Raw genomic sequence first — 22,544 nt, 5'->3', positions numbered from 1 at the left:
CGAAGCTCTCATCTCTTAAAATAATAAAAAATAAGAAAACAGCCAGTTTATATTCATGAATTTTAAAACCTTAATTCTATTATGAAATTTTTTAGAGAATAATTTAATCTAAGAGCAAAAAAACATACCCTTCAAAAAAAAGGAACCAGCAACCACCCAAAATATTGTTTTATATAGAATTTTAATTACTAAAAGATGTTTAATACACCAGAATTTTTAATACACATTTAAAATTGCAAAAACTTATTTATTGAAATATAAAACAATATGGATGTTTTTCAACATACTCTACACTAATAAAATTGGAGCATTTTATTAAAAATTAATGATATACCAACACATTTCAAGTCAAGATACCTTACAATATAAATTAAGATTTAACTTAAAATAAACCACCTCAACAAGTTAAAAAATTGCAAAGTCTTTGGGATGATTATTATATTAAAAAGCTACCATATCACTTATTTCCAGATCGATATATTTACTAAACTCCACACACCCTTAAATCACAACATATTTACTAAAAATATAAACTTTAGTTTAATCAAAAATCAAAAAAAACCACAATTATAAAATATAGAAAAATCCCACTAAAGCAACTCAAACCGAATTAAATAATTATATTTTTCTATACATATTTATAATTAAAAACCACCTAAGTTGATAAAAAAAATTCTATGAATTCAAATAATTAATTTACAATAAATATATAAATTAATCTAACCTTGATGTAAATTATTAAAAAAGATTAACACTTCTTATCTAAATCCATATTCTAAATAAAAACCAAATATTCAATTTACATTTTTAAATACCTCTATTATATAAAAATATTTAACAATTATATTTAAATTTGTATAATGATTTAGAAATACTGTAAATAGCTAACTGCTCTGAGCGAAAAGTATCGTCTAATTTATTTTAAAACTCATTCAAAAAAATACATGCTACAGGCCCATCTTAAACCTCGTTTGAATGATCGTGCTAGGTCTTTAGCTGGCTGAATATTTTTATATCTAAGGTATGGCTTTAACCATACTATAATTGGTTTCCAAACGGTCTGCAGGTAACGGCATGCCTAATAAATAACCTTGTAATTGCTGGCAACCTAACCGTTTAAGAATCTGCGCCTGCTGTTCAGTTTCAACGCCTTCTGCCGTCACCACCAGACCCAAACGAATCGCCAAATGGATAATACTTTCTAAAATGATTTGTTCTTTTGAACCTTCACACAAATTACGGATAAATTCTCGATCTATTTTTAATTCATCTACTGGTAAATCTTTTAAATACAAGAAACTCGAATGCCCCGTTCCAAAATCATCAATTGCCAGTCGAATACCTAAATTTCTTAATTTCTCAAAGGTTTGAATACTGTCATCTATATGATGCATCGCTGTAGATTCAGTAATTTCAATAATTAAATTACCATTTTTGACATGGTATTTTTGAATCAATTTTTCTAAAGTTTCAATCAAATGCTTATGTTCAAATTGTACTGCTGAAAGATTTACGGCGATGGGACCAAAAGCATATTTTTTATCTTCCCATTCTTGAATTTGCTTACATGCTTTCTCTAAGGCCCAATAGCCCATACGAATAATCAGCCCCGTTTGCTCAGCGCCATCAATAAACATACTCGGGGCTAACAAGCCTAGGGTTGGATGCTTCCAACGGATTAAAGCTTCTACCCCACAAATTTGGTAGTCCGCAGTGAATTTAGGTTGATAAAATAGAATAAATTGTTGTTCTTCAACTGCTTTATATAAATCATTGATGAGTTTAGATTGACTTCGACTTTGGTGTTGTTGGTCTAATGAACTGCTATAAACACTAAAAGTATTACGCCCCTGCTCTTTAGATTGCATCATGGCGGAGTCAGCATTGATCAATAAATCTTGTAAGTTCTGCCCGTGGTCGGGGAAAAATACGATGCCAATACTGGCAGAAATATTAATTTCTTTACCTGAGATTTGAAAACCATCTTGTATTTTTTGTAAGAACAATTCGGCAATCTCTTCAGCTTCATTACGATTAGAATCTTCCAGAATCAGAATAAACTCATCTCCACCAATACGAGTGAGTCTTTGCCCATCCTTAAGTAACGGATATAAACGCTGGGCGAGTTTAACCAGAAGCTCATCACCGATATGATGACCAAATGCGTCGTTAACAGATTTAAAGCGGTCTAAATCAATATAAATAAAAGCAATTTTAGACTGGATATCCTTATAATCTAAAAATAAAGCATCAGTATATTCAACTAGAAATAATCGGTTTGGAAGTTTAGTTAAATTGTCTTGAAGTGCTAAGTCTTCAAGCTCTTTATTGGCTTGTAATAACTGTAAACTACGTTCTTCTAATCTTCGTTCTAAAATCGCCACACAAAAAGCAGAAACAAGTATTAAACTCGCTACAAAAATAATGGTAAACAATAAAATACCTTGCCCTTCGTGTAATTGACTTCCAAAATGATGGTCATGCACCGATGAGATCGTTGCTGCTGCCATACCGATATAATGCATTCCCACAATACTGAGAGCGATCATGATCGATACAGCAATTTTATAAAGCATCTTATGGTTAAAAGAATTCTTATATTTAAATGCGAGCCAGAAAGACAAGCCAGAACCACTAATCGCAATGATGACAGAGAGCATCACCAAAATAGCATCATAATCAACTTGTTGATTTGGGATAGTTAACCCCAGCATGCCAATATAATGCATCCCAGAAATTCCCAGCCCCATCAACAATCCACCTAAAATCAACCGTACAATCGGCAAGGTCTCTTGAGTAGTCAACCATATCGCAAAAGTTGAAGCCAATGCGGCAATAATATAGGAAATCACGGTTAATGTTAGATCAAAGGAATAACCTTGTGGTAGATCACAAGCCAACATTCCGACAAAGTGCATTGCCCAAATGGCGAAGCCAAAAACCATGCCACTTAAACACAAGATAATTTTCTGTAGACGAGGAGTGTGCTGGGTAAATATGAGTTGTTCTAATGAAATAGCTACGTAACAGATGATAACTGCAATACATGCAGAACCTATTACGAGATTACTATCATAACTCATATAACTCATAAAAATTTACTTCCAGTAATGAACCTATTTTTGTTATAAGCAACCTCTATATATACAACGCAAAATTGCGAGAAGGTTCACCTTTTTTAAAGAACGTTCGTTTTACTTAAAATATCACTATCCTATTGAACGTCAAGTTATTTTTTGAATCGAAATAAAAAAAGCATATCCGAGATATGCTTTTTTATTTTACCTAAATAGAATTTTTAGTTATTTACTTGTTAGATGTGCCAAATCTAACAGAACATTGGCAGCCTCATTCACAAAGGTCTCTTCCTCAGGCAATGACGGACGTTGGTTTACCTTCATTTTTGCTCTCGATTCAGCCAAGGCATCCAAACTTGCTTGGTAACTTTCCCAATTTGAATATGGCTTTAATCCTGTTTCAGTACGACGCTTGTTCTCTGCAGCCAATGTTCTTGCTTCAAGCGCTACCAAATCTGCTTTACGTTTATCAATATCTAAAGAGATTCGTTTCTGATCTTTAGTTTCTTGAGCAATCGCTTTACGCGTCTCTAAATATTGGAACTGTGGATCACCTGCCGCACGAACTTTTGATTTTTCACCAAGCTGTGCCACATACGGTTGAATTGAACCTTCACGTTTAAACGGTGCAGTCGGAATCGTATCCCATTTCAAAGCATTTTTAGCTTTACGCTCACCAAACTCTTCATCATAAATATCCACCAGTTTGATATCTGGAATCACACCTTTGTTTTGGGTGCTACCACCAGTCACACGGTAGAATTTACGTTGCGTTAAGGTTGCTTGACCATAGGCAAGACTATCCAATTGAACTTGCGCAGTCCCTTTACCCGTGGTCGTACTTCCTAAAATTACAGCACGATCGTAATCTTGTAAGGCAGCAGAGTAAATTTCACTGGCAGAAGCAGATGCTAAGTTAACCAAAACAGCCAAAGGACCTGAATAAGTTTGCGCACCACCATCAGTGTCTTCAAACACACTCACATTGCCGTTACCATCACGGATTTGAACCACTGGGCCTTCTTTAATCACTTGCCCAATCATTTTGGCAACTTCTTCTAAAGAACCACCGGGGTTATTACGCAAATCAATAATAATCCCTTCAACATTTTGTGCTGCAAGTGACTTCAATGCTTTATTGGTATCTTCTGAAACAGAACGGTATTCAGTCCCTGCACGACGTGCGCGATAGTTCAGATAGAAAGATGGGATTTCTAAAACACCAAACTTATGTTTTTTACCATCACGTGTTAGCTCTACAGTACGTGAACGCACACCGGCATCTTCTTCTTGAATCACATCACGAGTAATGGTCACAACTCGTGCTTGGCTCATAGAAGCGCCCGCAGCCAACAATTTCACTGACACTTTGGTGCCACGTTTACCACGAATCAAGCCAACAATTTCAGAACTTGGCCAACCAATCACGTCGACCATTTTATTGCCATCTTGTGCAACGCCAATAATGCGATCACCAGATTTGACCTGTCCGGTCTTACTTGCAGGCCCACCATCTACAATGGTTTCAATCTTGGTATAGTCTTCATTACCACGCTCAGGGCGAATCGAAACACCGATACCTTCAAGTTGTAAGGTGGTTTGACGATTCAACTCCATAGCATCAACAGGTGGGAAATAATTGCTGTGTGGATCGTAGGTCAAGGTCATTGCATTGAGGATACGTTCCAGTACGTCATCACTCTTGGTTCTACCGATACGCTCTAGTTGGCGGGTATAACGCTTGGTAAGTGTTTGAACAGGTGTAAGATCTTCTGACGCTGCCAAATCTTGACCATTAGCCAATGTTGGATCATCTTTTAATGCTTTTTGTTTGGCTTGATCTTCTTGCTTAGCAATAGTGAGATTGATTAATTGCGACACCAGCATCTTACGCCAATAGTTTTGCAACTCGGCTTTGCTGGCAAAGAACTCAGCTTTCTCACGATCTGCATCAATAAATTCATTTGGCTGATTTAAGTTCTGGGTCTTTTTAAGTTCAGCCAATTCAAATTCATAAAATTCTTTTAAACGTGCACGATAATGCGCATGAATCGCAAATGGTCCAGACAAATCGCCTGCTTTTAATTTTGCGCCGAGTGTTGCACCATATTGCTTTTTATATTGTTCAATTTCTGAAGCTAAAAATAAGGTGTGCTCTGGATCAAGGCTATCAATATACATGTCTAGAATACGATTTGATGTATTTGCATCTAAACGCATATTCAAATAATGCTGACGGTCAATCAATGTTGCAAGTTGACGTGTCACTAAGGCTTGATCTTGTGAAGGATGAATCGATTGAGACACGTTTGTAGCATTGGTTTCCGCCATTGCCTGATTGATGGTATGAGTAAAGAATAAACCACCTGTTGCAAGTGCTATAGCGCAAGCGAGAGTTTGAATTTTCATAAATTCTTAATACTTCCTTGGGTTTTCCAATTTCTATATCGTTTTTCAATCTGAACTCAACAGTTTCAATATCTTAAACGACTTTATCTGTTTATGTTGTGTAGTTTTAGCATAATCTGTACTGAGTAAGTGTAGCAAATCATTGCAGAAATCGGGTATTGTTTCCCAGTTTATATAAATACAACCGTGGATTCCTATGATCGGCGCATTGATGCTTGATATTGCAGGCACAGAACTTACTCAAGAAGATATTGAACTATTACAAACTCCGCAAGTCGGTGGCATGATTTTATTTTCAAGAAATATAGAATCACCCGCTCAAGTTCGCGCTTTAACCGATCATATGCGCCAAATTCGCCCAGACATTCTTATTGCCGTTGATCAAGAAGGTGGACGAGTACAACGCCTAAAACAAGGTTTTACCCTACTACCAGCCATGGGGCATTTTGGTGAGCTTTACTTAACTCAACCTGAAAAAGCCTTAACCTTGGCTGAACAATGTGGTTGGCTCATGGCAATTGAAGTGCTTGCAGTGGGGATTGATTTTAGTTTTGCACCTGTTTTAGATCTGAATGACATTAGTGATGTAATTGGCGATCGTGCCTTTGCAAAAAATGTACAAGATATTGTGCCGCTTGCCAGCGCATTTATGAAAGGAATGCAACGTGCAGGTATGGCAAGCACAGGAAAACACTTTCCTGGACATGGTTCTGTGAAAGCAGATTCTCATGTTGCTGCAGCAATTGATCCACGTGAATACCAAGACATTTATAACAACGATATGCAAAGTTTTATTCAGCTACAAACCCAGCTGGATGCACTTATGCCTGCACATGTCATATATGAAAAAGTAGATCCAAATCCTGCTGGTTTTTCACCTTACTGGATTCAAACGATTTTACGCCAAGAACTTCAATTTGATGGTGTGTTGTTCTCGGATGATTTAAGCATGCAAGCAGCTTGTGTTGCAGGTGGAGCAGATGCACGTATCCGTGCTGCCCTCGACGCAGGTTGTGATATGGGCTTGGTGTGCAATAACCGTGAATCGGCATGTATTGCATTGGCTGGGATAGAAAACCTACCTTTGCCAAATCAAGCACGTTTAGAACGTATGCGTGGCAAAATTCCTCAGATCAGCATTGGTGAAACATTTGATCTTGGACATGAATGGCAAGCTGTCAAAAAAGTCATTGAAGAATTTAAAAATTCACTTTAAAACCAATAGAGATATCCTTAGGATATTGCGCTAAATGACTCAATTTCCCTGCCCCTCTTGATGACAAGCGGGGGCAAATTTTAAGCCTTTAATGATTAAAGAGATTTAAGCTATCCTCCTTTCAAAGGGAGGATAGCAAAGGATCAAAAAAGACGACGAAGCAAAATTAAATTTTTAGTCGTGTTTTAATTGCTTTTCATCATGACCCCATTAGAAAAAATAAAAGTTAAGGATAACTATGTCAGACCAGCAACTTTCCAAGCACCGCCATATTTCATTTACAGCCCATTACACAGGCTATATTTGGTATCAAATGGGCATTTCTCATCCCTTATTTGCCACATCCAAAGGTAAAACTTTGGCTATGATTGCCCACCCAATAGAAAGTTGGGGAGAAAAATATGTCGGTGGCAGTATGCGTACCACACTCAAGCAACGTCATACCATGTTGGATGAGCGTTTAGCTGAACTGATTGAACAGTCTCCTGACTTACAAGTATTGGAAATAGCCGCTGGACTGTCACCAAGAGGCTGGTGGTTTAGGCAACATTATCCCTTGATTGATTATCGTGAATTAGATTTACCCGATATGGCAAAAACCAAGCAAACGGCGCTTAAGCAAATTGATCACAATAGCCCAGATGTGTTGTCTGTCGACTTATTTACAGAGGATTTTAAAAAAGCCTTTGAAGTATTTGATCCACAACGGCCACTTGTCGTGATCAGTGAAGGTTTAATTAACTACTTCACCAAAGAACTGTTACAACAATTGATTCAATCGATTGCCCATTATGGGCAAGACTTTAACAGTCTGCATTATCTCACCGACCTTTACCCTGAACCGGTAAAAAATAAATTGGCAAAAGTGATTTGGAACAGCAGCAAGCTGTTAAAAGTCATGTCACGAAGTGCTTTTACTTTTCACTTTGTCACACCAGAACAAGTCAGAAATTTTATCTACCAAGCTGGTTTTCAAAAAGTTGAAGTGATTCAGCCCCGTGTCTATTTCAATACAGATTCAACTGAATACAATACTGAAGAACATCTAGGTGATTTGGTGTGGATGATTGATGCACAACGCTAAAGTAATCATTTATTGATATTTCGAAACGTAAACACTTCGAGATTTAAATACTTCAATTCTGAGAAATAAAAACCAGTCAAAAGACTGGTTTTTTAACGGATCAATATATCAAAAGCTTAAGCCACCGCGCCTTCTTGCGCTATACATAACTGCACTGCTTGAGTCTGGCGTGCAATAAACCGTAATAAGCGATCTGCATTTTCAAAGCTACCATGCTTAAATAGTGCGCGAACACCAGATGCAGAGGTTTCAAAAATCAAACATTCAATCGCAAACTCACCTTCATCATCACTTAAATTTAAAGCCAAATCACGGGTATGTTGATTTACAAAAGCTAAATCTTGTTGATGATCAAAACGCATCAATAAACCAAAGTAATTTAAATCAACCACGTCAACCTGAATCACTTTATTTGAATGGCGATGTGTCAACTGACGATGTGGATCAAGCACTTGAATACGATTTTCCCCACGACGCTCTATATGCTGCATTTGTTCCCGTGTGAAATTGACAATACCATCCAGTCCTTGGATCGACCCACCTTTTAAGTAAGTGGTGAATAAAGTCATGGTTTCTTTACGACGTTGTAATTGTGGAACATGATCGGCATTGGCAATCATTGCAAACTGCATATCTGGGCATTGCAAAGCAAAGTTTGCATTTTCATGAGGTAAGGTAAAACTGTCGTATTGACCACATGCCACCAGTGTATTCACTTGAGGAACCGGTACATGGCTTAACCGCAATAGACGATTACAATTGATTTCATAACGTTCTTGTTCAGTATTTGAAAACTCAGCCATTTGCTTAAAGAACAATCTTTTGGCTGTGGGCGACATGCGTGTTTTATCAAGCTTGGCATGATTGACTAAATACAAAATCACGGCCTGACCAAACTCGCCCATACGTTGCTCTTTCATCAACATCAATGATTCTTCTAACAACATCCGCCAGCTTTTACGAGTTTCTTGCATCACCCCCATCAAGATCATTTTTTCGACCAGTTCAGGGCGTTGATCAACAAAAAATGAAGCAATCACAGAACCTAAAGAAATCCCCACCACGGCAACCTTTTCAATCGCCACAATATCAAGCCACTGCCCCAACATACGAGAAAGATCAGGTAATTCTAATGTCCCCGCAGATAAACCAGAGTCGATATTGGTGATTTGTTGATTGGCGCCCATAGAGGGTAAATCAATCAAAATGACTGGGCCACTTTCAAAGAACTGCTCAACACAATACTTATATGAGTTAAAGTTTTGGAACGCTCCGCCCACAATCACAATCGGTGTATTGTGAATTGTTCGTGGATCTGCGATCGCCATATACTCAATTTTCCAGCCATCAATCCAAGTTGTTCTTGGCTCCTGCTTAAAACTGTTTTTGTGGTATATGTCGAAAAAACCAAAGCTTGATAAAGATTGGTGTGATTCTGTGTCCATTTGGATAATGGAATTCATATCCTTCCTCCATCCTTGCTTTATTCTTTTAATATGCAAGATTTTGACCCGCATTATTCTTTCAAATTCGTGATACGTATGAATTCTGTATCACATCAATGTCCTTATTGTTTCATTCTTACAGATGTGTGATTTATACGCAATCGCTAAATTGACCGTTTATCCAGTTTAAATGGCAAAAGATTTTGCAAGATATTTAACGCTTCAATGCTGCAAAATAAGTTTATTTCAGTGAAATACTTCCTTGGCTTTACTTAGACTGCTACTATCAAAGGGAAATTTTTAATGATCAAATAAACTGCTATGCAAGACTCAATTGAACAGTATATGCAAACTGTAGGGAAGCAAGCACGCCAAGCCGCTAGTGTTTTGGCAGGCGCAACTACACTTGCAAAAAATAATGCCTTATCTGCGATTTATACTGCTTTGGAAAATAGTCAACCGCAAATCTTGGCCGCCAACCAAATTGACATGAGCAAAGGTCGTGACAATCAATTGGATAGTGCTTTACTTGATCGTTTAGAACTCAACCCCACGCGCTTTAAAGGGATGTTACAAGGCTTAAAAGATGTCATCAGCCTTGTCGATCCGATTGGTGAAATCACGGATCTTGCTTTCCGTCCAACAGGTATTCAGATTGGTAAAATGCGCGTGCCTTTAGGTGTGGTCGGTATGATTTATGAATCACGCCCAAACGTTACCCTTGAAGCCGCCTCACTTGCGTTAAAATCTGGCAATGCCATCATTTTACGTGGTGGCTCAGAAGCATTGAATTCAAATCAAGCAATTGCTGAAGCCATTCAACATGGTTTAAAAGCAGCGGGCTTACCTGAAACTTGTGTACAAGTGATTAACACCGCTGACCGTGCTGCCGTGGGTCAATTGATTACCATGTCTGAGTATGTCGATGTTATCGTACCTCGTGGCGGTAAAGGCTTGATTGAACGCATTACCAATGAAGCAACCATTCCTGTGATTAAACATCTTGATGGAAACTGCCATGTTTTTGTTGAGGCGCAGGCAGATCTACATAAAGCACTTCCTATCGCATTAAACTCAAAAACACATCGTTATGGTGTGTGTAATGCAATGGAAACATTGTTGGTTGATGAAAAAATTGCGGAAGAGTTTTTACCCCGTATCGCTGAGCTTTATGCAGAAAAAAACGTTGAATTACGTGGCTGTATCAATGTTCAAAAAATCTTAGGCAATGCTGTAAAACCAGCCAGTGAAGAAGATTGGTATGAAGAATATCTAGGTCCAATCTTGGCAGTGAAAATTGTGACGGGGATTGAAGAAGCCATTCAACATATTAACAAATATGGCTCACATCATACCGATGCGATCATCACTGAAAACTTTAGCTTAGCGCGTCAATTCTTGACCCGTGTAGATTCAAGTTCAGTCATGGTCAATGCTTCAACGCGTTTTGCTGATGGTTTCGAATATGGTTTAGGTGCTGAAATTGGTATTTCTACGGATAAAATTCATGCCCGTGGCCCAGTCGGTCTTGAAGGTTTAACCTCGCAAAAATGGATTGTTTTAGGTGATGGCCAAATTCGTCATTGATTCCAAGCTTGAATAACTCGACTCAGCATTTATCCTAAACATAAATGCTGAGTTTTTTATTTTTAATACACAGTTAAAAACGTCAATCAATTTAAAATTTTGATAAAAAATATGTGCTTGTCTTTTAGAAAGACGCAAAGATTGCCTTTGGATAGGACAAGATTATTTACAAGAAACTATATAATGCTGATAGATTAAAACAACAATGAGTGATAATTTTTAACAATCAATTGATAAATATTAATTATTAATCAATATCAGGTCGATAGTCCAAAAGTCTAATCACCTAAAGTCTATCTAGGACAAAAAAACTACACATGGTACAACATGACTGCTGATCTAATTTGCCCTTTATAAACAAGCATAATCAGATCAATCAGGATGACTTTTTTAAATTATAATTTCGGGTATTCAAACGTGTCTACATCAGTATTAGTAATTAACTGCGGATCTTCATCAATCAAATATGCGCTTGTTTCTGAACGTCGTGAAGATCGAATCTTTGGTTTAGCAGAAAACCTAGGCTCTGCTGATGCACGTATTAAAGGAATCACGGCAGGCAATCAACCGCTTGAGCTTTCAATTCCCTATGCAGACCATGAAAAAGCTTTAGAAACCATCTTAGGTCGTTTATCACAGTATAAACCTCAAGCCATTGGACACCGTGTTGTTCATGGCGGTACCTTAACCAAAGCTGAGTTATTGACGCCTGAAATTGTAGAAAAAATTCGTGAAGCAACACCACTTGCACCGCTGCATAACCCAGCTCATTTAGTCGGTATCGATGCGACAATGCGTCTATTCCCTGAATTACCGCAAGTTGCAGTATTTGATACAGCATTCCATCAAACCATGCCTGCACATGCATATCGTTATGCTTTACCAAAGTTCCTGTATACACAACATAATGTTCGTCGTTATGGTTTCCATGGCACCAGTCATGCCTATGTTTCTGAACGTGGTTCTGAACTTGCGGGTAGCTACAAACATGGCGGTTGGTTAACAGCACACTTAGGCAATGGTAGTTCAACTTGTGCTATCTGGAATGGTCAAAGTGTCGATACATCCATGGGTCTCACTCCGCTTGAAGGCGTGGTCATGGGTACCCGTAGTGGTGATGTTGATCCAAGTATTCATAGCTTCCTTGCTTCAAATCTAGGCTGGGACATCTATAAAATTGATAAAATGCTGAACAGTGAATCAGGCTTACTGGGCTTATCAGATCTTTCAAATGATATGCGTACCTTGATTGAAGCTTCAGAACAAGGCAATGAAGATGCGACTTTGGCGATTGAAGTATTCTGTTATCGTCTAGCCAAATCACTTGCGGCATTAAGCTGCGGTTTACCGCGTATCGATGGTTTATTCTTTACAGGCGGTATTGGTGAAAATTCTGCCTATATTCGTGAAAAAACGATTGCTTACTTACCACACTTCGGTTTCAACCTCAGCAAAGAACAGAATGACGGTTTAAAACGTGGTACAGAAGGTCGAATTGATGCTGGAACAGGTCCTCAAATTTGGGTAATACCAACTGATGAAGAAGGTCGTATTGCTAAAGAAACTGTTCATGTTGTAGAACACGAGGTACAACAGGCCGCAAAAAAGCCTGAATCTGATATTGCGACAGCTTAAGCTGTCGTAAGTCTTGTACGAGCTTTGGGTATACATGTTGAAATAGCAGCATACTCAAGCTCGTTATTAAAAATGATCTTGAGCAGATTTTTGATATAAAGCTGTTTTGTAATCGTTTAAGCTGGCATAAATATATAAACCAGTCTTGTAGATGAATATCCTTTTGCGATCACTGTATACACCACTAAAAAGATGTTGAGTGAAACAGATGATTGGAGATATTCATCTTCAATTTACCCATGAATTCACATATTTTTACTGATTAAAGAATCGTCTATGAAAACAATTTTATTGGTTCCAACTGGGGAAGGCGTAGGCTTAACGTCTGCGTGTTTAGGTTTAGTCTATGCATTGGAATGCCAAGGCGTTAAAGCAGGCTTTGTAAAACCATTTTCACAAGAATTAGTTGCTGAACCAGACCGTACCACTGCGCTTTACCGTCATATCTCAAAATTAGATACGGTTGAACCGATAGCTTATACAAAAATCACGCAACAGCTCAATGATGGTGAAACTGATGAGCTCCTTGAAGAAGCAGTCAGCTTACAACGCCAAATTGCAAAGTCCCATGACATTGTCATTGTAGAGGGCTTAGTCCCTACTGCACGTGATGCTTTTGCCAGTGATTTAAATGCCTCTTTGGCGCAAGCTTTAGATGCCAAAGTTATCTTTGTCAGCAATGCCAATATCGAAAAACCAGAACAAACTGCTGAAAAAGTTGAAGCACAAGTACGCAATTTTGGTGGTGCATCATCATCGCGTAATGCAGGCGTATTGTTTATGCGTACCCGCGGTTTACCTGCTGAATCTGCACAAATTCCGGTGACCATTGATCCAAGCTTACGTTTAGTTGCAGATACTGAAAAATTTAAAACTGAAATTCAAAAAACTTATGCACACATTGGTTCAGCAGCGTTTCCAATTATTGGCTTAGTTCCATTCAGTGATACATTGAGTGTGCCACGCATCTCAGACCTAGCAAAACAAATTCAAGCCACATGGATTAATCAGGGCAAAGCTAACACACGCCGTGTATTGCACAGCAGTTTAATTGCGTCAAATATTGAACATGAACTACAAAAATTCGTTGCAGGCGAACTGATTATCAGTGCTTCTGATCGTATTGATGTGTTATTGGCCAGTAGTTTAGCCACCAGCAATGGCATTCCACTCGCAGGTTTAGTTTTAACTGAACATCATGAGCCAAATCCATTGGTTTTAGAGTTCTGCCAGTCTGCAATCAAAAATGGTCTACCGATTTTACATACACCACTCAGTACCTTTGAAACAGCACAGCAACTTGCCAATCTAAGCAATGAAATTCCTGTGGATGATACTGAACGTGCCGATCAAGTGACCCGCTTCGTTTCAAGCCATATTGATCCAGAATGGTTGACTCAGATGTTAAATGGTGACTATAAACCCCGTTTATCCCCTTCTGCATTCCGTCATGAATTGGTGCAAAAATCAATTGCTGCAAAAAAACGTATTGTACTGCCTGAAGGTGATGAGCCGCGTACCATTCAAGCCGCAGCGATCTGTCAATCCCGCGGTATTGCACAATGTGTATTATTAGCAAAACCTGAAGCGGTACTTGAAGTCGCCAAAGCACGTAATATTGAACTCCCTGTGGATTTAGAAATTATTGATCCAGATCTGATCCGTGAAAACTACGTGACCCAAATGGTTGAATTACGCAAAGGCAAACTCAACGAATTACAAGCACGTGAGCAACTGCAAGATACTGTGGTACTCGGTACGATGATGCTGGCTCTTGATCAAGTCGATGGACTTGTTTCTGGTGCTATACATACCACCGCCAATACAGTGCGCCCTGCATTCCAGCTGATCAAAACTGCACCAGAATACTCTTTGGTCTCTTCAATCTTCTTTATGCTGTTGCCAGACGAAGTTTATGTATATGGTGATTGTGCAATCAATCCAGATCCAGATGCTGAACAATTGGCGGAGATTGCAATTCAATCTGCAGATTCGGCAAAAGCATTTGGTATTGATCCACGTATTGCCATGATTTCTTATTCAACCGGCACTTCAGGTGCAGGTGCGGAAGTTGAAAAAGTTGCAAAAGCCACGGAAATTGCCAAACAACGTCGTCCAGATTTACTGATTGATGGCCCTTTACAATATGATGCTGCATCTGTTGAAAGTGTTGGCCGCTCTAAAGCACCAGACTCTCAAGTGGCTGGGCGTGCCAATGTATTTATTTTTCCAGATCTCAATACAGGCAATACCACCTATAAAGCAGTTCAGCGCTCTGCCAATGTCGTCAGTGTTGGTCCTATGCTGCAAGGTTTAAATAAACCTGTAAATGACTTGTCTCGTGGTGCATTGGTAGATGATATTGTCTTTACCATTGCATTAACGGCGATTCAGTCAGAACAACAAGCTACGCATTAATGCTGATCTACTAGACATAAAAAAACCACCCAAATCAATTGGGTGATTTTTTATAATATGCTGACTAAAAGTTATACTGATATCCCCATCGATTTAATTGCTATCATGGCAATCAGACAGCTTTATTTTCAATGAAATTAAAGCTTAGAAGAAATAGTTCACGCGGAATAAATAATTACGCGGAGTACCCGGCATAGAACTTGAACGCCAGTATTCTTTATCTGTTAAATTATTCACAGCAAATGTCGCGCCCCATTTATCGTCTTTATAACCAATCGCAGCATCTACACGAGTCCAGTCAGGCATTTTGATCAAATTTTTATCCGTAGTATAATAAGAACCAACATAAGTCGCACCCACTTCGCCGTACCATTTCTCTGTTGGTAAATAACGAACAAATAAGTTACCTGTATTTTCGGATATTCCAGATAATTTTTTATCTTTTAGACGATCTTCATCTTTTACAGTAGTGCGGCTATCATTTTTCCATTTCGCGTCGGTATAGCCATAACCACCTCGCACATAGAGATTATCTAAGACTTGACCGATAAAGCTAAACTCTACGCCTTGTGATTGTTGCTTCTGCCCCACTTCCCAATCATTTGGTCTGTTAATAGAGTCTGGCTGGTAGCGTATATTATTTTTAGTAATATCAAATATAGAAAGCTGAGTGCTTAAACGACCATCCAACCAATCACTTTTCACTCCAATTTCATATTGTTCATTATATTGGGGCTCAGCATCATATAAGCTTGGATTTATTGTAGTACTCACCCCTAACAATCCTCGACCACCATAAGGTGAAAAGCTTTTACTATAAGAGGTGTAGAAACTTTGGCTTACAACAGGTTGCCAAATAAAACCGATATTTGGACTTACACTATCATCTCGATATGATCGTTTACTTTGATTACGAATATCATTAGTTGCAAAATCATAGCTGTCATAACGAAGACCTAACATCATTTTATATTTTTCATTGAATGAGATTAGATCTTGTAGGAAGAAGCTTAATGAAGTTGCATCAGTTTCACTATGTGAAGTCTCTGCTGGGCGTGAACCATTGAGTGTAGACCAACCAGAAGATAAAGAACTATCTGAAGTATTAAATGGATTGACATAGCGATAATAAAGACCAACCTTGTCACCACTTGAATAATTCCCAAGAATTGGCTCTCTTTTTTCAATTGACCAATCACTACCAAACATAACTTTATGATCTAAAACACCAGTTTTGAATTGCCCCGTAATATCAAAGGTATTCATTAATGTTTTATTGGTGGTTTGCTGCCAAGCATAGTTTTGACGTATTTTTCCTTGCCAATCACATTTTTTGCCATCGTTTTGTAACCCAGCTGCAGAACACCATGTTCCACCAAAGAAGTTATCAAAATCCTGAAAAGACTCACGATGACTCAATGCCCAATGGAATTTCCAATTCGGTGCAAATTCATATTTCAGATCAGTTCTAAATGATTTCGTTTCATCAACAATATTATCATTACTTCCCGCAAAACCTGTTTTAAGGGAAACCCCAGTAGGCAGTTCATTGTAGACTGGACCACGGTCAGGCGTTCTATTTAAATTGTCGTAAGTGAATTCCGTCGTCCAAAGTAGTTTTTCATCGTCGCTACGATAAGTGATACTTGGTGACAACATCTCCTGATTAAAGCCAATCGCTGAACGAAAGCTATTGGTATCTGACTTTTCTCCAACCAAACGGACAGCCCAGTTATCATTGAGTGCCTTATTAATATCAATGATTCCACCAACATTATCATAAGAACCAACATAAGCTCCAACTGAACTTTTTGAATCAAAATTAGCAACCTTAGTCACCATATTGATGACTCCACCACCCGAACTTCGTCCATATAATACTGACGCTGGTCCTTTTAAAATTTCAATCCGTTCAACATTGGCGGTACTGCGTCGGAATTGTCCGCTTTCGCGGATACCGTCACGATAGATATCATTAGTATCAGCATTAAACCCACGAATAGAGATCCCGTCATTTCTTGTATCATAACTGGTTGAAACGCCTGGTGTGCCTTGTAACATGACACTTAGATCATTTGCGCCATACAGCTTATATTTCGAAACATCAATTGTATCAACAGTTTGAGGTATATCTTTTTTATCTAAACCATTTCTCGTAACATTAGCTTGTTTATAGTCTACGTATGTTTTTATTGGATCCCCATCAGCCATTGCCTCAATTACAATCGTGGGAAGCGTTGCCGTATTTTTTTTCTGTTCTTCACTGCTATCTGTATTTGCAAATGTTAGAGAAGAAACGAAAAGTCCTCCCGTTGACAGCATCATTAAAGTTAAGCTTTTTTTAACAAAAGGCATGATTGCACCAAAAAACATAATGAGAATAGTTATCATTATAATACAATTTCTCACCAAAAATTACAATAACATGCTAATTTAACTACAAAATGATGATGGTTTAAAAAATAACCGTGAAAAGTACATTAAAATGGATAGGATTATTTTTTCTTATTAAGAAATTAAACTAAAAAATAACTCTAATACTCATAATTTAAACATATGAGTCTCTTATTTTGATAATCTTAAAATTTTTAGATATCGTTTTATTTGTTGCTTAATTTACTTTCATCTAAATATTTTATATTCGCTTGGCTAACCAAATAGTATGCCCTGTACAATCACGATCTTCAGCAATCATCTCTATCACTTCAAAATTATACTTTTTCAATAATTCATGATATTCAGCGGATGATAAGCTGGCATGATACAGCGCATCGCCAAACATCTCTCCAACCACTTCACCCTGTGATGGTCCACTGGTAAACATTAAAGCAGCGCCAGCTTTTGTATATTGATTAAAAATTTCAAACATATCTCGCTGATCTTGTTGTGTAAGATGAAAAAAGCTATCCCAAGCGAGTATTGCATCAAACTTGCGCTTTAAATTTACTGTTCGCATATCAGCTAAAATCCAAGTGTGCTCAGGAAAATTCTTTTTCGCCATTTCAATCATCACATCAGAACTATCAACACCTGTCACAGTATTCGCTTGCTCAATCAAATAAGCAGCAATTGGTTTTGCAGAGCCACAGCCCAAATCCAGAATATGAGAGTGAGCTGGAATTAAAGTTAAAAAGCGATCCAACCACGCTTTTTCATAAAGAAACTTCCCGCGTAATTCAGTCCATGCACGAGCATGCCTTTTATAAATTTCAATAATATTTTCCGCAAGATGCGTATAGTTTTCCATGTTGTTGTTATTTAGCCCAAGCTTTTGACTCAACAGAGTATAGAGCTTTTCACCCTGTAAAATCTGAAAATTTATTTCAATACTGCTTTATCATCATTTATATAAAAAGTAGAAAAGTTGACTTGATCAACCAAAATATAAGCTGAGTTTCTCAAATAAAATCATAAAACTTTAGGCTGAAATTAGATCTAAGCCACCACAAAACAAGCAATATCACGTATAATTTAGCCCGCTAGCTAACAGCCCGCTCAAGAGATTTTTGATATGACAACTATTATCAAACAAGATGACTTGATCACATCGGTCAAGGACGCGCTTCAGTTCATTTCGTACTATCATCCACAAGACTTTATCCAAGCGATGAGCCGTGCTTATGATCGTGAAGAGAACCAAGCTGCAAAGGATGCAATTGCACAAATCTTAATTAACTCACGTATGTGTGCAGAAGGTCATCGTCCAATCTGTCAAGATACTGGTATTGTTAACGTATTTGTTGACGTGGGCTTAGATGTTAAATTTGATTTAACCATGAGCTTAGATGATGCGATCAATGAAGGTGTACGCCAAGGTTATTTAGAAAACAGCAACGTACTCCGCGCTTCAGTTTTAGCAGATCCTGCTTTTGGTCGTAAAAATACCAAAGACAATACACCTGCTGTAATTCACTACAAACTCGTTCCAGGCAATAAAGTCGATATTACTGTTGCAGCGAAAGGTGGTGGTTCAGAGAATAAATCTAAACTGGCAATGCTTAACCCTTCTGACTCGATCGTAGATTGGGTACTTAAAACTGTACCAACGATGGGTGCGGGTTGGTGTCCTCCAGGAATGCTCGGTATTGGTATTGGTGGTACTGCTGAAAAAGCCATGATGCTTGCAAAAGAATCGCTCATGGAAGAAATCAATATGGATGAGTTACTTCGCCGTGGTCCACAGAACCAAATCGAAGAACTGCGTATTGAAATCTTTGAAAAAGTGAATGCATTGGGTATCGGTGCACAAGGTCTTGGTGGTTTAACCACAGTGCTTGATATTAAGATCAAAGACTACCCTTGTCATGCTGCTGGTAAACCAGTCGGTATGATTCCAAACTGTGCTGCAACTCGTCACGCTCACTTCCAGTTAGACGGTTCAGGGATTGCACATATTCAAGCGCCTTTACTTTCAGATTACCCTGAAGTGACTTGGGATACGTCAACATCTAAACGTGTTGACTTAGACAATATCACACAGGAAGAAATGAACTCATGGCAACCGGGTGATACATTATTATTGAACGGTACCATCTATACAGGTCGTGATGCTGCGCATAAACGCATGGTTGACATGTTAAATAAAGGCGAACAGTTACCTGTAGATCTCAAAGGTAAATTCATTTACTACGTGGGACCTGTAGATCCTGTAGGCGATGAAGTTGTAGGCCCTGCTGGTCCAACAACAGCAACGCGTATGGATAAGTTCACACGTCAAGTCCTTGAAGCGACTGGCTTGTTCGGTATGATTGGTAAAGCGGATCGTGGACCTGCTGCTGTTGAAGCAATCAAAGACAATAAAGCGACTTATTTAATGGCTGTTGGTGGTGCTGCTTATTTAGTATCTAAAGCCATTCGTGAAGCAGAAGTTGTTGCATTTGCTGACTTAGGTATGGAAGCTATTTATAAATTTAAAGTACAAGACATGCCTGTATCTGTTGCAGTTGATGTCAATGGTACTTCTATTCATGCGACTGCACCTAAAATCTGGCAAGCCAAAATTGGTAAAATCCCAGTGGTTGATGCTGTTGCACAATAATCTGATCTAAAGCTTAGATTAAGCTTGAGCATCACTTAAAAAGCACTCTATGATTAGAGTGCTTTTTATTTTGGGTCAGATCATGAACTTTATAAAATATATTATTTTTCCGGGGTTATTTTTATGCTTGATCTCTATTCAAAGTTTTGCCTCAAACACTGATAGTGATGCCGTTGAGCGACTAGCACAAGGTATCATTACCAATCAAATATGGCGCCTACAATACAATGAAAGTGCAAAAAGGATTTATCAAAATCAAGCAGAAAATTTAATCAAAAACGGATTAAGTACAATAGAAATCACTGATAAAGAAAAAGAAATCATCCCTCAAATTGTAGAGATTTATCAAGCAATACCAGAAAATATTCTCAGAGATCCACAATTTATCGCCCAAATCAAACAAATTCTTTTAGAATCGTTAAGTTCTCAAGAAATTGAAATGCTCTCTCAGCGTGACACAACGTCAAGCCAAGAGCTGTACACAAAACTTGCCAATATTGACACAGAAATATTCATAGAAAGCAATGCTGCTATTCATAAGGCAATCAATGACCCTCAATTTATCCAACAATATCGCAATAAAATTGGAGAAATTATTCAGCAATTGCATCATTTAGATGAAAATAAATAAAGGAAAACCTATGAAAATTAAGCAGTTCGTTTTAACTTTAAGTTTATGCTGTATCACAGTGTCAAGTTTTGCATCTCCAGCAACAGATAAAAGTGTCGACAAATTGATGCAACTCTCCAATATCTCAGAGATATTCAAACAAAGTACTCGTGATATGCAACCCTACTTTGACGATCAAGCAGAAGCACTTGTTCGCCAAGTGACGGGGGCTCAAACATTGAATATCGATCAGCAAAATGCAGCACTACAAATTAGTGCGCTGTATAGTGATATTCAACAGCAGCTGGTGACTGACCCAGAATATCTCAACATGTTTAAATCATTATTTAAAAAGACCTTTACTGAAGAAGAAGTTCAAGCCAATATCGCTTTTTTAAGTACACCGATTGGACAATCCATCAATCAAAAGATGAACACGCTTATGACAGAAGTCATGCAAGAAACCGCAAAGTTTTCTCAAGAAAAAATGCTAAAAGTAGAAAATCAAAAAGCCCTGAAAGAAAAAATGGAAACGATTTTAAAGCCAATTCTTCAAGTTGAATAAGCTTTTACTCAACCATTTTATGATGTGGATTACAACCAGAACTTATATAGGTATTTTATGAAATTACTCCAACACTTACTATTTGCAAGCGCATGTATCAGCACAAACTTTGCTTTTGCAGCGCCCGCTTCAGACCAACAAGTTCAACAATTATTGAAAGTTATGAATATTGATGAACTGCTACAAGAAACCATACAACAGATTCGTCCTCAGCTGGATCAACAAGCTTACCAGATCATTCAAATGACAGTAAAAAAAGATCAGCTCAACCCACAAGAACAAATTGTCGCAAATGAGCTTGCTGACAAAATGTATGAGCAAAGTAAAAAAACTGTTGCGTGGGATCAAATCAAACCAATTTATCTTAAGATTTATAAAGACATATACAGTGCTGAAGAAGTTCAAGCTCAAATTGATTTTTATTCAAGTGCAATTGGACAGTCGATTTTGAAAAAAACACCTCAAGTTGCCCAAGAAACCATGAAAGTCATGAATAGCCAACTGATAAAAAGTGTACAAACTGCATCTGAGGACTTTAAAGAAGTGACTAAAAAATTAGATGCTTTAAAAAAGGCTGCAAATACTCAATAAAACAAATAAGAAAAGAGAGCCTCGCTCTCTTTTCTATATCAAACATCATCTAGCGATAGATTACCAAGTCATTGGATTCCAAAGTTTAAACTGCTGCCCCAAGTGCACATCATCACTCACTTTGTACGGTTCACCTTTGATTTTTTCTTTAGGTTTGATCACTCGTCCATCCGCAGTCACTTCAGCCACGAAATTAAGGCCAGGAGTCTTTAACTGAGTCATTGCAATTTCTTTTAAGCCTTGTCGCGTAGGCATTTGCATTAAAGGCCCTACACGTAATAACCCAGCTTCACCATTTGGTCCACCGCGAAATTTTTCTTCTTCATATTTGACAAAATATTGCCCGCCAGCTTCTACTGAGAAGTAAGCAACTTTGGGTTTCTGGAAATGAAAAACCGTTAATGGACGACTGAGACTTAATTTATAGTCACCTTCAGCCAGTTCAATCCAGTAATAATGATTACTGATCAAGCTTGGAATTTTCTTACCATTCAGAAAAAAATTGTTTGGAATAATTTCTTGTCTATTCCAACGACTGTCTGGTCGATAAAAATACACAATTGCAGCTTGAGGATTCTGTGGTTTAACCAGCTTAAAGTATTGCCCCGGTTTTTGATTGACCCAAGACCCCGTAGAGAAGGATGCAACTTTATATTGTTCAAGCTTTTCATGAACCAACGAATCTTCTTTTTTGAAATCGATTGGATCTAAAGTTGAAACAACTTTTGCAGGTTGCTGTTCAACAGATTGATGACTTTGACAAGCTGCCAACCCACAACTGATCAAAACGACTAGACCGATGTAACGCATGATTTTCCCTCACCGCGTATTTTTTATTTTCGTTTTTAATAAACCCTATTGTCTACAGC

At 38.0% G+C, this 22,544-nt stretch carries 14 protein-coding genes and 2 pseudogenes; 9 read left to right on the top strand and 7 right to left on the bottom strand.

Annotated features, from left to right (window positions below; translation table 11 throughout):
* Positions 1-1,016 precede the first annotated feature (1,016 nt).
* Both F981_RS22515 and F981_RS22510 read right to left on the bottom strand, forming a co-directional pair.
* Positions 1,017-3,092, bottom strand: a complete 2,076-nt coding sequence (locus tag F981_RS22515; RefSeq protein WP_004726563.1) for a putative bifunctional diguanylate cyclase/phosphodiesterase — start codon at positions 3,090-3,092, stop codon at positions 1,017-1,019.
* A 210-nt stretch (positions 3,093-3,302) separates the two neighbouring features.
* Positions 3,303-5,486 (bottom strand): carboxy terminal-processing peptidase, encoded by a 2,184-nt coding sequence (locus F981_RS22510; RefSeq protein WP_004726561.1) that lies wholly within the window; start codon positions 5,484-5,486, stop codon positions 3,303-3,305.
* Between the two features lie 196 nt (positions 5,487-5,682).
* On the opposite strand from F981_RS22510, the gene nagZ reads away from it, so the two are divergent.
* Together nagZ and F981_RS22500 are read left to right on the top strand one after the other, a co-directional pair.
* The gene (nagZ, locus tag F981_RS22505) at positions 5,683-6,702 is read left to right on the top strand and encodes a beta-N-acetylhexosaminidase (RefSeq protein ID WP_004726559.1); all 1,020 of its coding nucleotides are present in this window, start codon (positions 5,683-5,685) and stop codon (positions 6,700-6,702) included.
* A 238-nt stretch (positions 6,703-6,940) separates the two neighbouring features.
* Positions 6,941-7,786, top strand: a complete 846-nt coding sequence (locus F981_RS22500; protein WP_004726557.1) for a class I SAM-dependent methyltransferase — start codon at positions 6,941-6,943, stop codon at positions 7,784-7,786.
* A gap of 116 nt (positions 7,787-7,902) precedes the next feature.
* On the opposite strand, the pseudogene F981_RS24450 reads toward F981_RS22500, so the two are convergent.
* Positions 7,903-8,124: pseudogene (locus tag F981_RS24450) on the bottom strand (alpha/beta fold hydrolase); the annotation flags it as partial.
* A 77-nt stretch (positions 8,125-8,201) separates the two neighbouring features.
* Positions 8,202-9,249: pseudogene (locus tag F981_RS22495) on the bottom strand (alpha/beta fold hydrolase); the annotation flags it as partial.
* A gap of 303 nt (positions 9,250-9,552) precedes the next feature.
* Between F981_RS22495 and F981_RS22490 the strand changes: the two are divergent.
* The 3 genes from F981_RS22490 to pta all read left to right on the top strand — a co-directional run bounded on the left by F981_RS22490 (position 9,553) and on the right by pta (position 14,871).
* Complete coding sequence (locus F981_RS22490; protein ID WP_004726553.1) at positions 9,553-10,818, top strand: glutamate-5-semialdehyde dehydrogenase; 1,266 nt, start codon at positions 9,553-9,555, stop codon at positions 10,816-10,818.
* A 417-nt stretch (positions 10,819-11,235) separates the two neighbouring features.
* Positions 11,236-12,453: an acetate/propionate family kinase gene (locus tag F981_RS22485; RefSeq protein WP_034610100.1), complete on the top strand. Its 1,218-nt coding sequence runs from the start codon at positions 11,236-11,238 to the stop codon at positions 12,451-12,453.
* A 276-nt stretch (positions 12,454-12,729) separates the two neighbouring features.
* A complete protein-coding gene (gene pta, locus F981_RS22480) occupies positions 12,730-14,871 on the top strand; it encodes a phosphate acetyltransferase (protein WP_004726548.1) in 2,142 nt (713 codons plus the stop codon).
* 144 nt (positions 14,872-15,015) lie between these two features.
* Here the strand turns inward: pta and F981_RS22475 are convergent, their stop codons facing one another.
* Both F981_RS22475 and F981_RS22470 read right to left on the bottom strand, forming a co-directional pair.
* Positions 15,016-17,226 (bottom strand): TonB-dependent receptor, encoded by a 2,211-nt coding sequence (locus F981_RS22475; RefSeq protein WP_035371824.1) that lies wholly within the window; start codon positions 17,224-17,226, stop codon positions 15,016-15,018.
* Positions 17,227-17,506: 280 nt separating this feature from the next.
* Complete coding sequence (locus F981_RS22470; RefSeq protein WP_004726544.1) at positions 17,507-18,118, bottom strand: class I SAM-dependent methyltransferase; 612 nt, start codon at positions 18,116-18,118, stop codon at positions 17,507-17,509.
* Positions 18,119-18,382: 264 nt separating this feature from the next.
* Here F981_RS22470 and F981_RS22465 point away from each other — a divergent pair, with 264 nt between their 5' ends.
* The 4 genes from F981_RS22465 (at position 18,383) to F981_RS22450 (ending at position 21,675) form a co-directional block, all read left to right on the top strand.
* Positions 18,383-19,909, top strand: coding sequence for a fumarate hydratase (locus F981_RS22465; RefSeq protein WP_004726542.1), 1,527 nt, complete (start codon positions 18,383-18,385; stop codon positions 19,907-19,909).
* A gap of 82 nt (positions 19,910-19,991) precedes the next feature.
* Positions 19,992-20,540 (top strand): hypothetical protein, encoded by a 549-nt coding sequence (locus F981_RS22460; protein ID WP_035371818.1) that lies wholly within the window; start codon positions 19,992-19,994, stop codon positions 20,538-20,540.
* Positions 20,541-20,550: 10 nt separating this feature from the next.
* Positions 20,551-21,084, top strand: a complete 534-nt coding sequence (locus F981_RS22455; RefSeq protein WP_004726539.1) for a DUF2059 domain-containing protein — start codon at positions 20,551-20,553, stop codon at positions 21,082-21,084.
* 57 nt (positions 21,085-21,141) lie between these two features.
* Entirely contained in the window at positions 21,142-21,675 is a 534-nt protein-coding gene (locus tag F981_RS22450; protein ID WP_004726537.1) for a DUF2059 domain-containing protein, read from the top strand.
* 60 nt (positions 21,676-21,735) lie between these two features.
* On the opposite strand, the gene F981_RS22445 is transcribed toward F981_RS22450, so the two are convergent.
* A complete protein-coding gene (locus F981_RS22445) occupies positions 21,736-22,485 on the bottom strand; it encodes a DUF2846 domain-containing protein (RefSeq protein ID WP_004726536.1) in 750 nt (249 codons plus the stop codon).
* Between the last annotated feature and the right edge of the window lie 59 nt (positions 22,486-22,544).

This window comes from Acinetobacter guillouiae CIP 63.46, assembly GCF_000368145.1.
Taxonomy (GTDB): Bacteria; Pseudomonadota; Gammaproteobacteria; order Pseudomonadales; family Moraxellaceae; genus Acinetobacter; species Acinetobacter guillouiae.
This window is presented reverse-complemented; position numbering and strand designations above follow the sequence as displayed.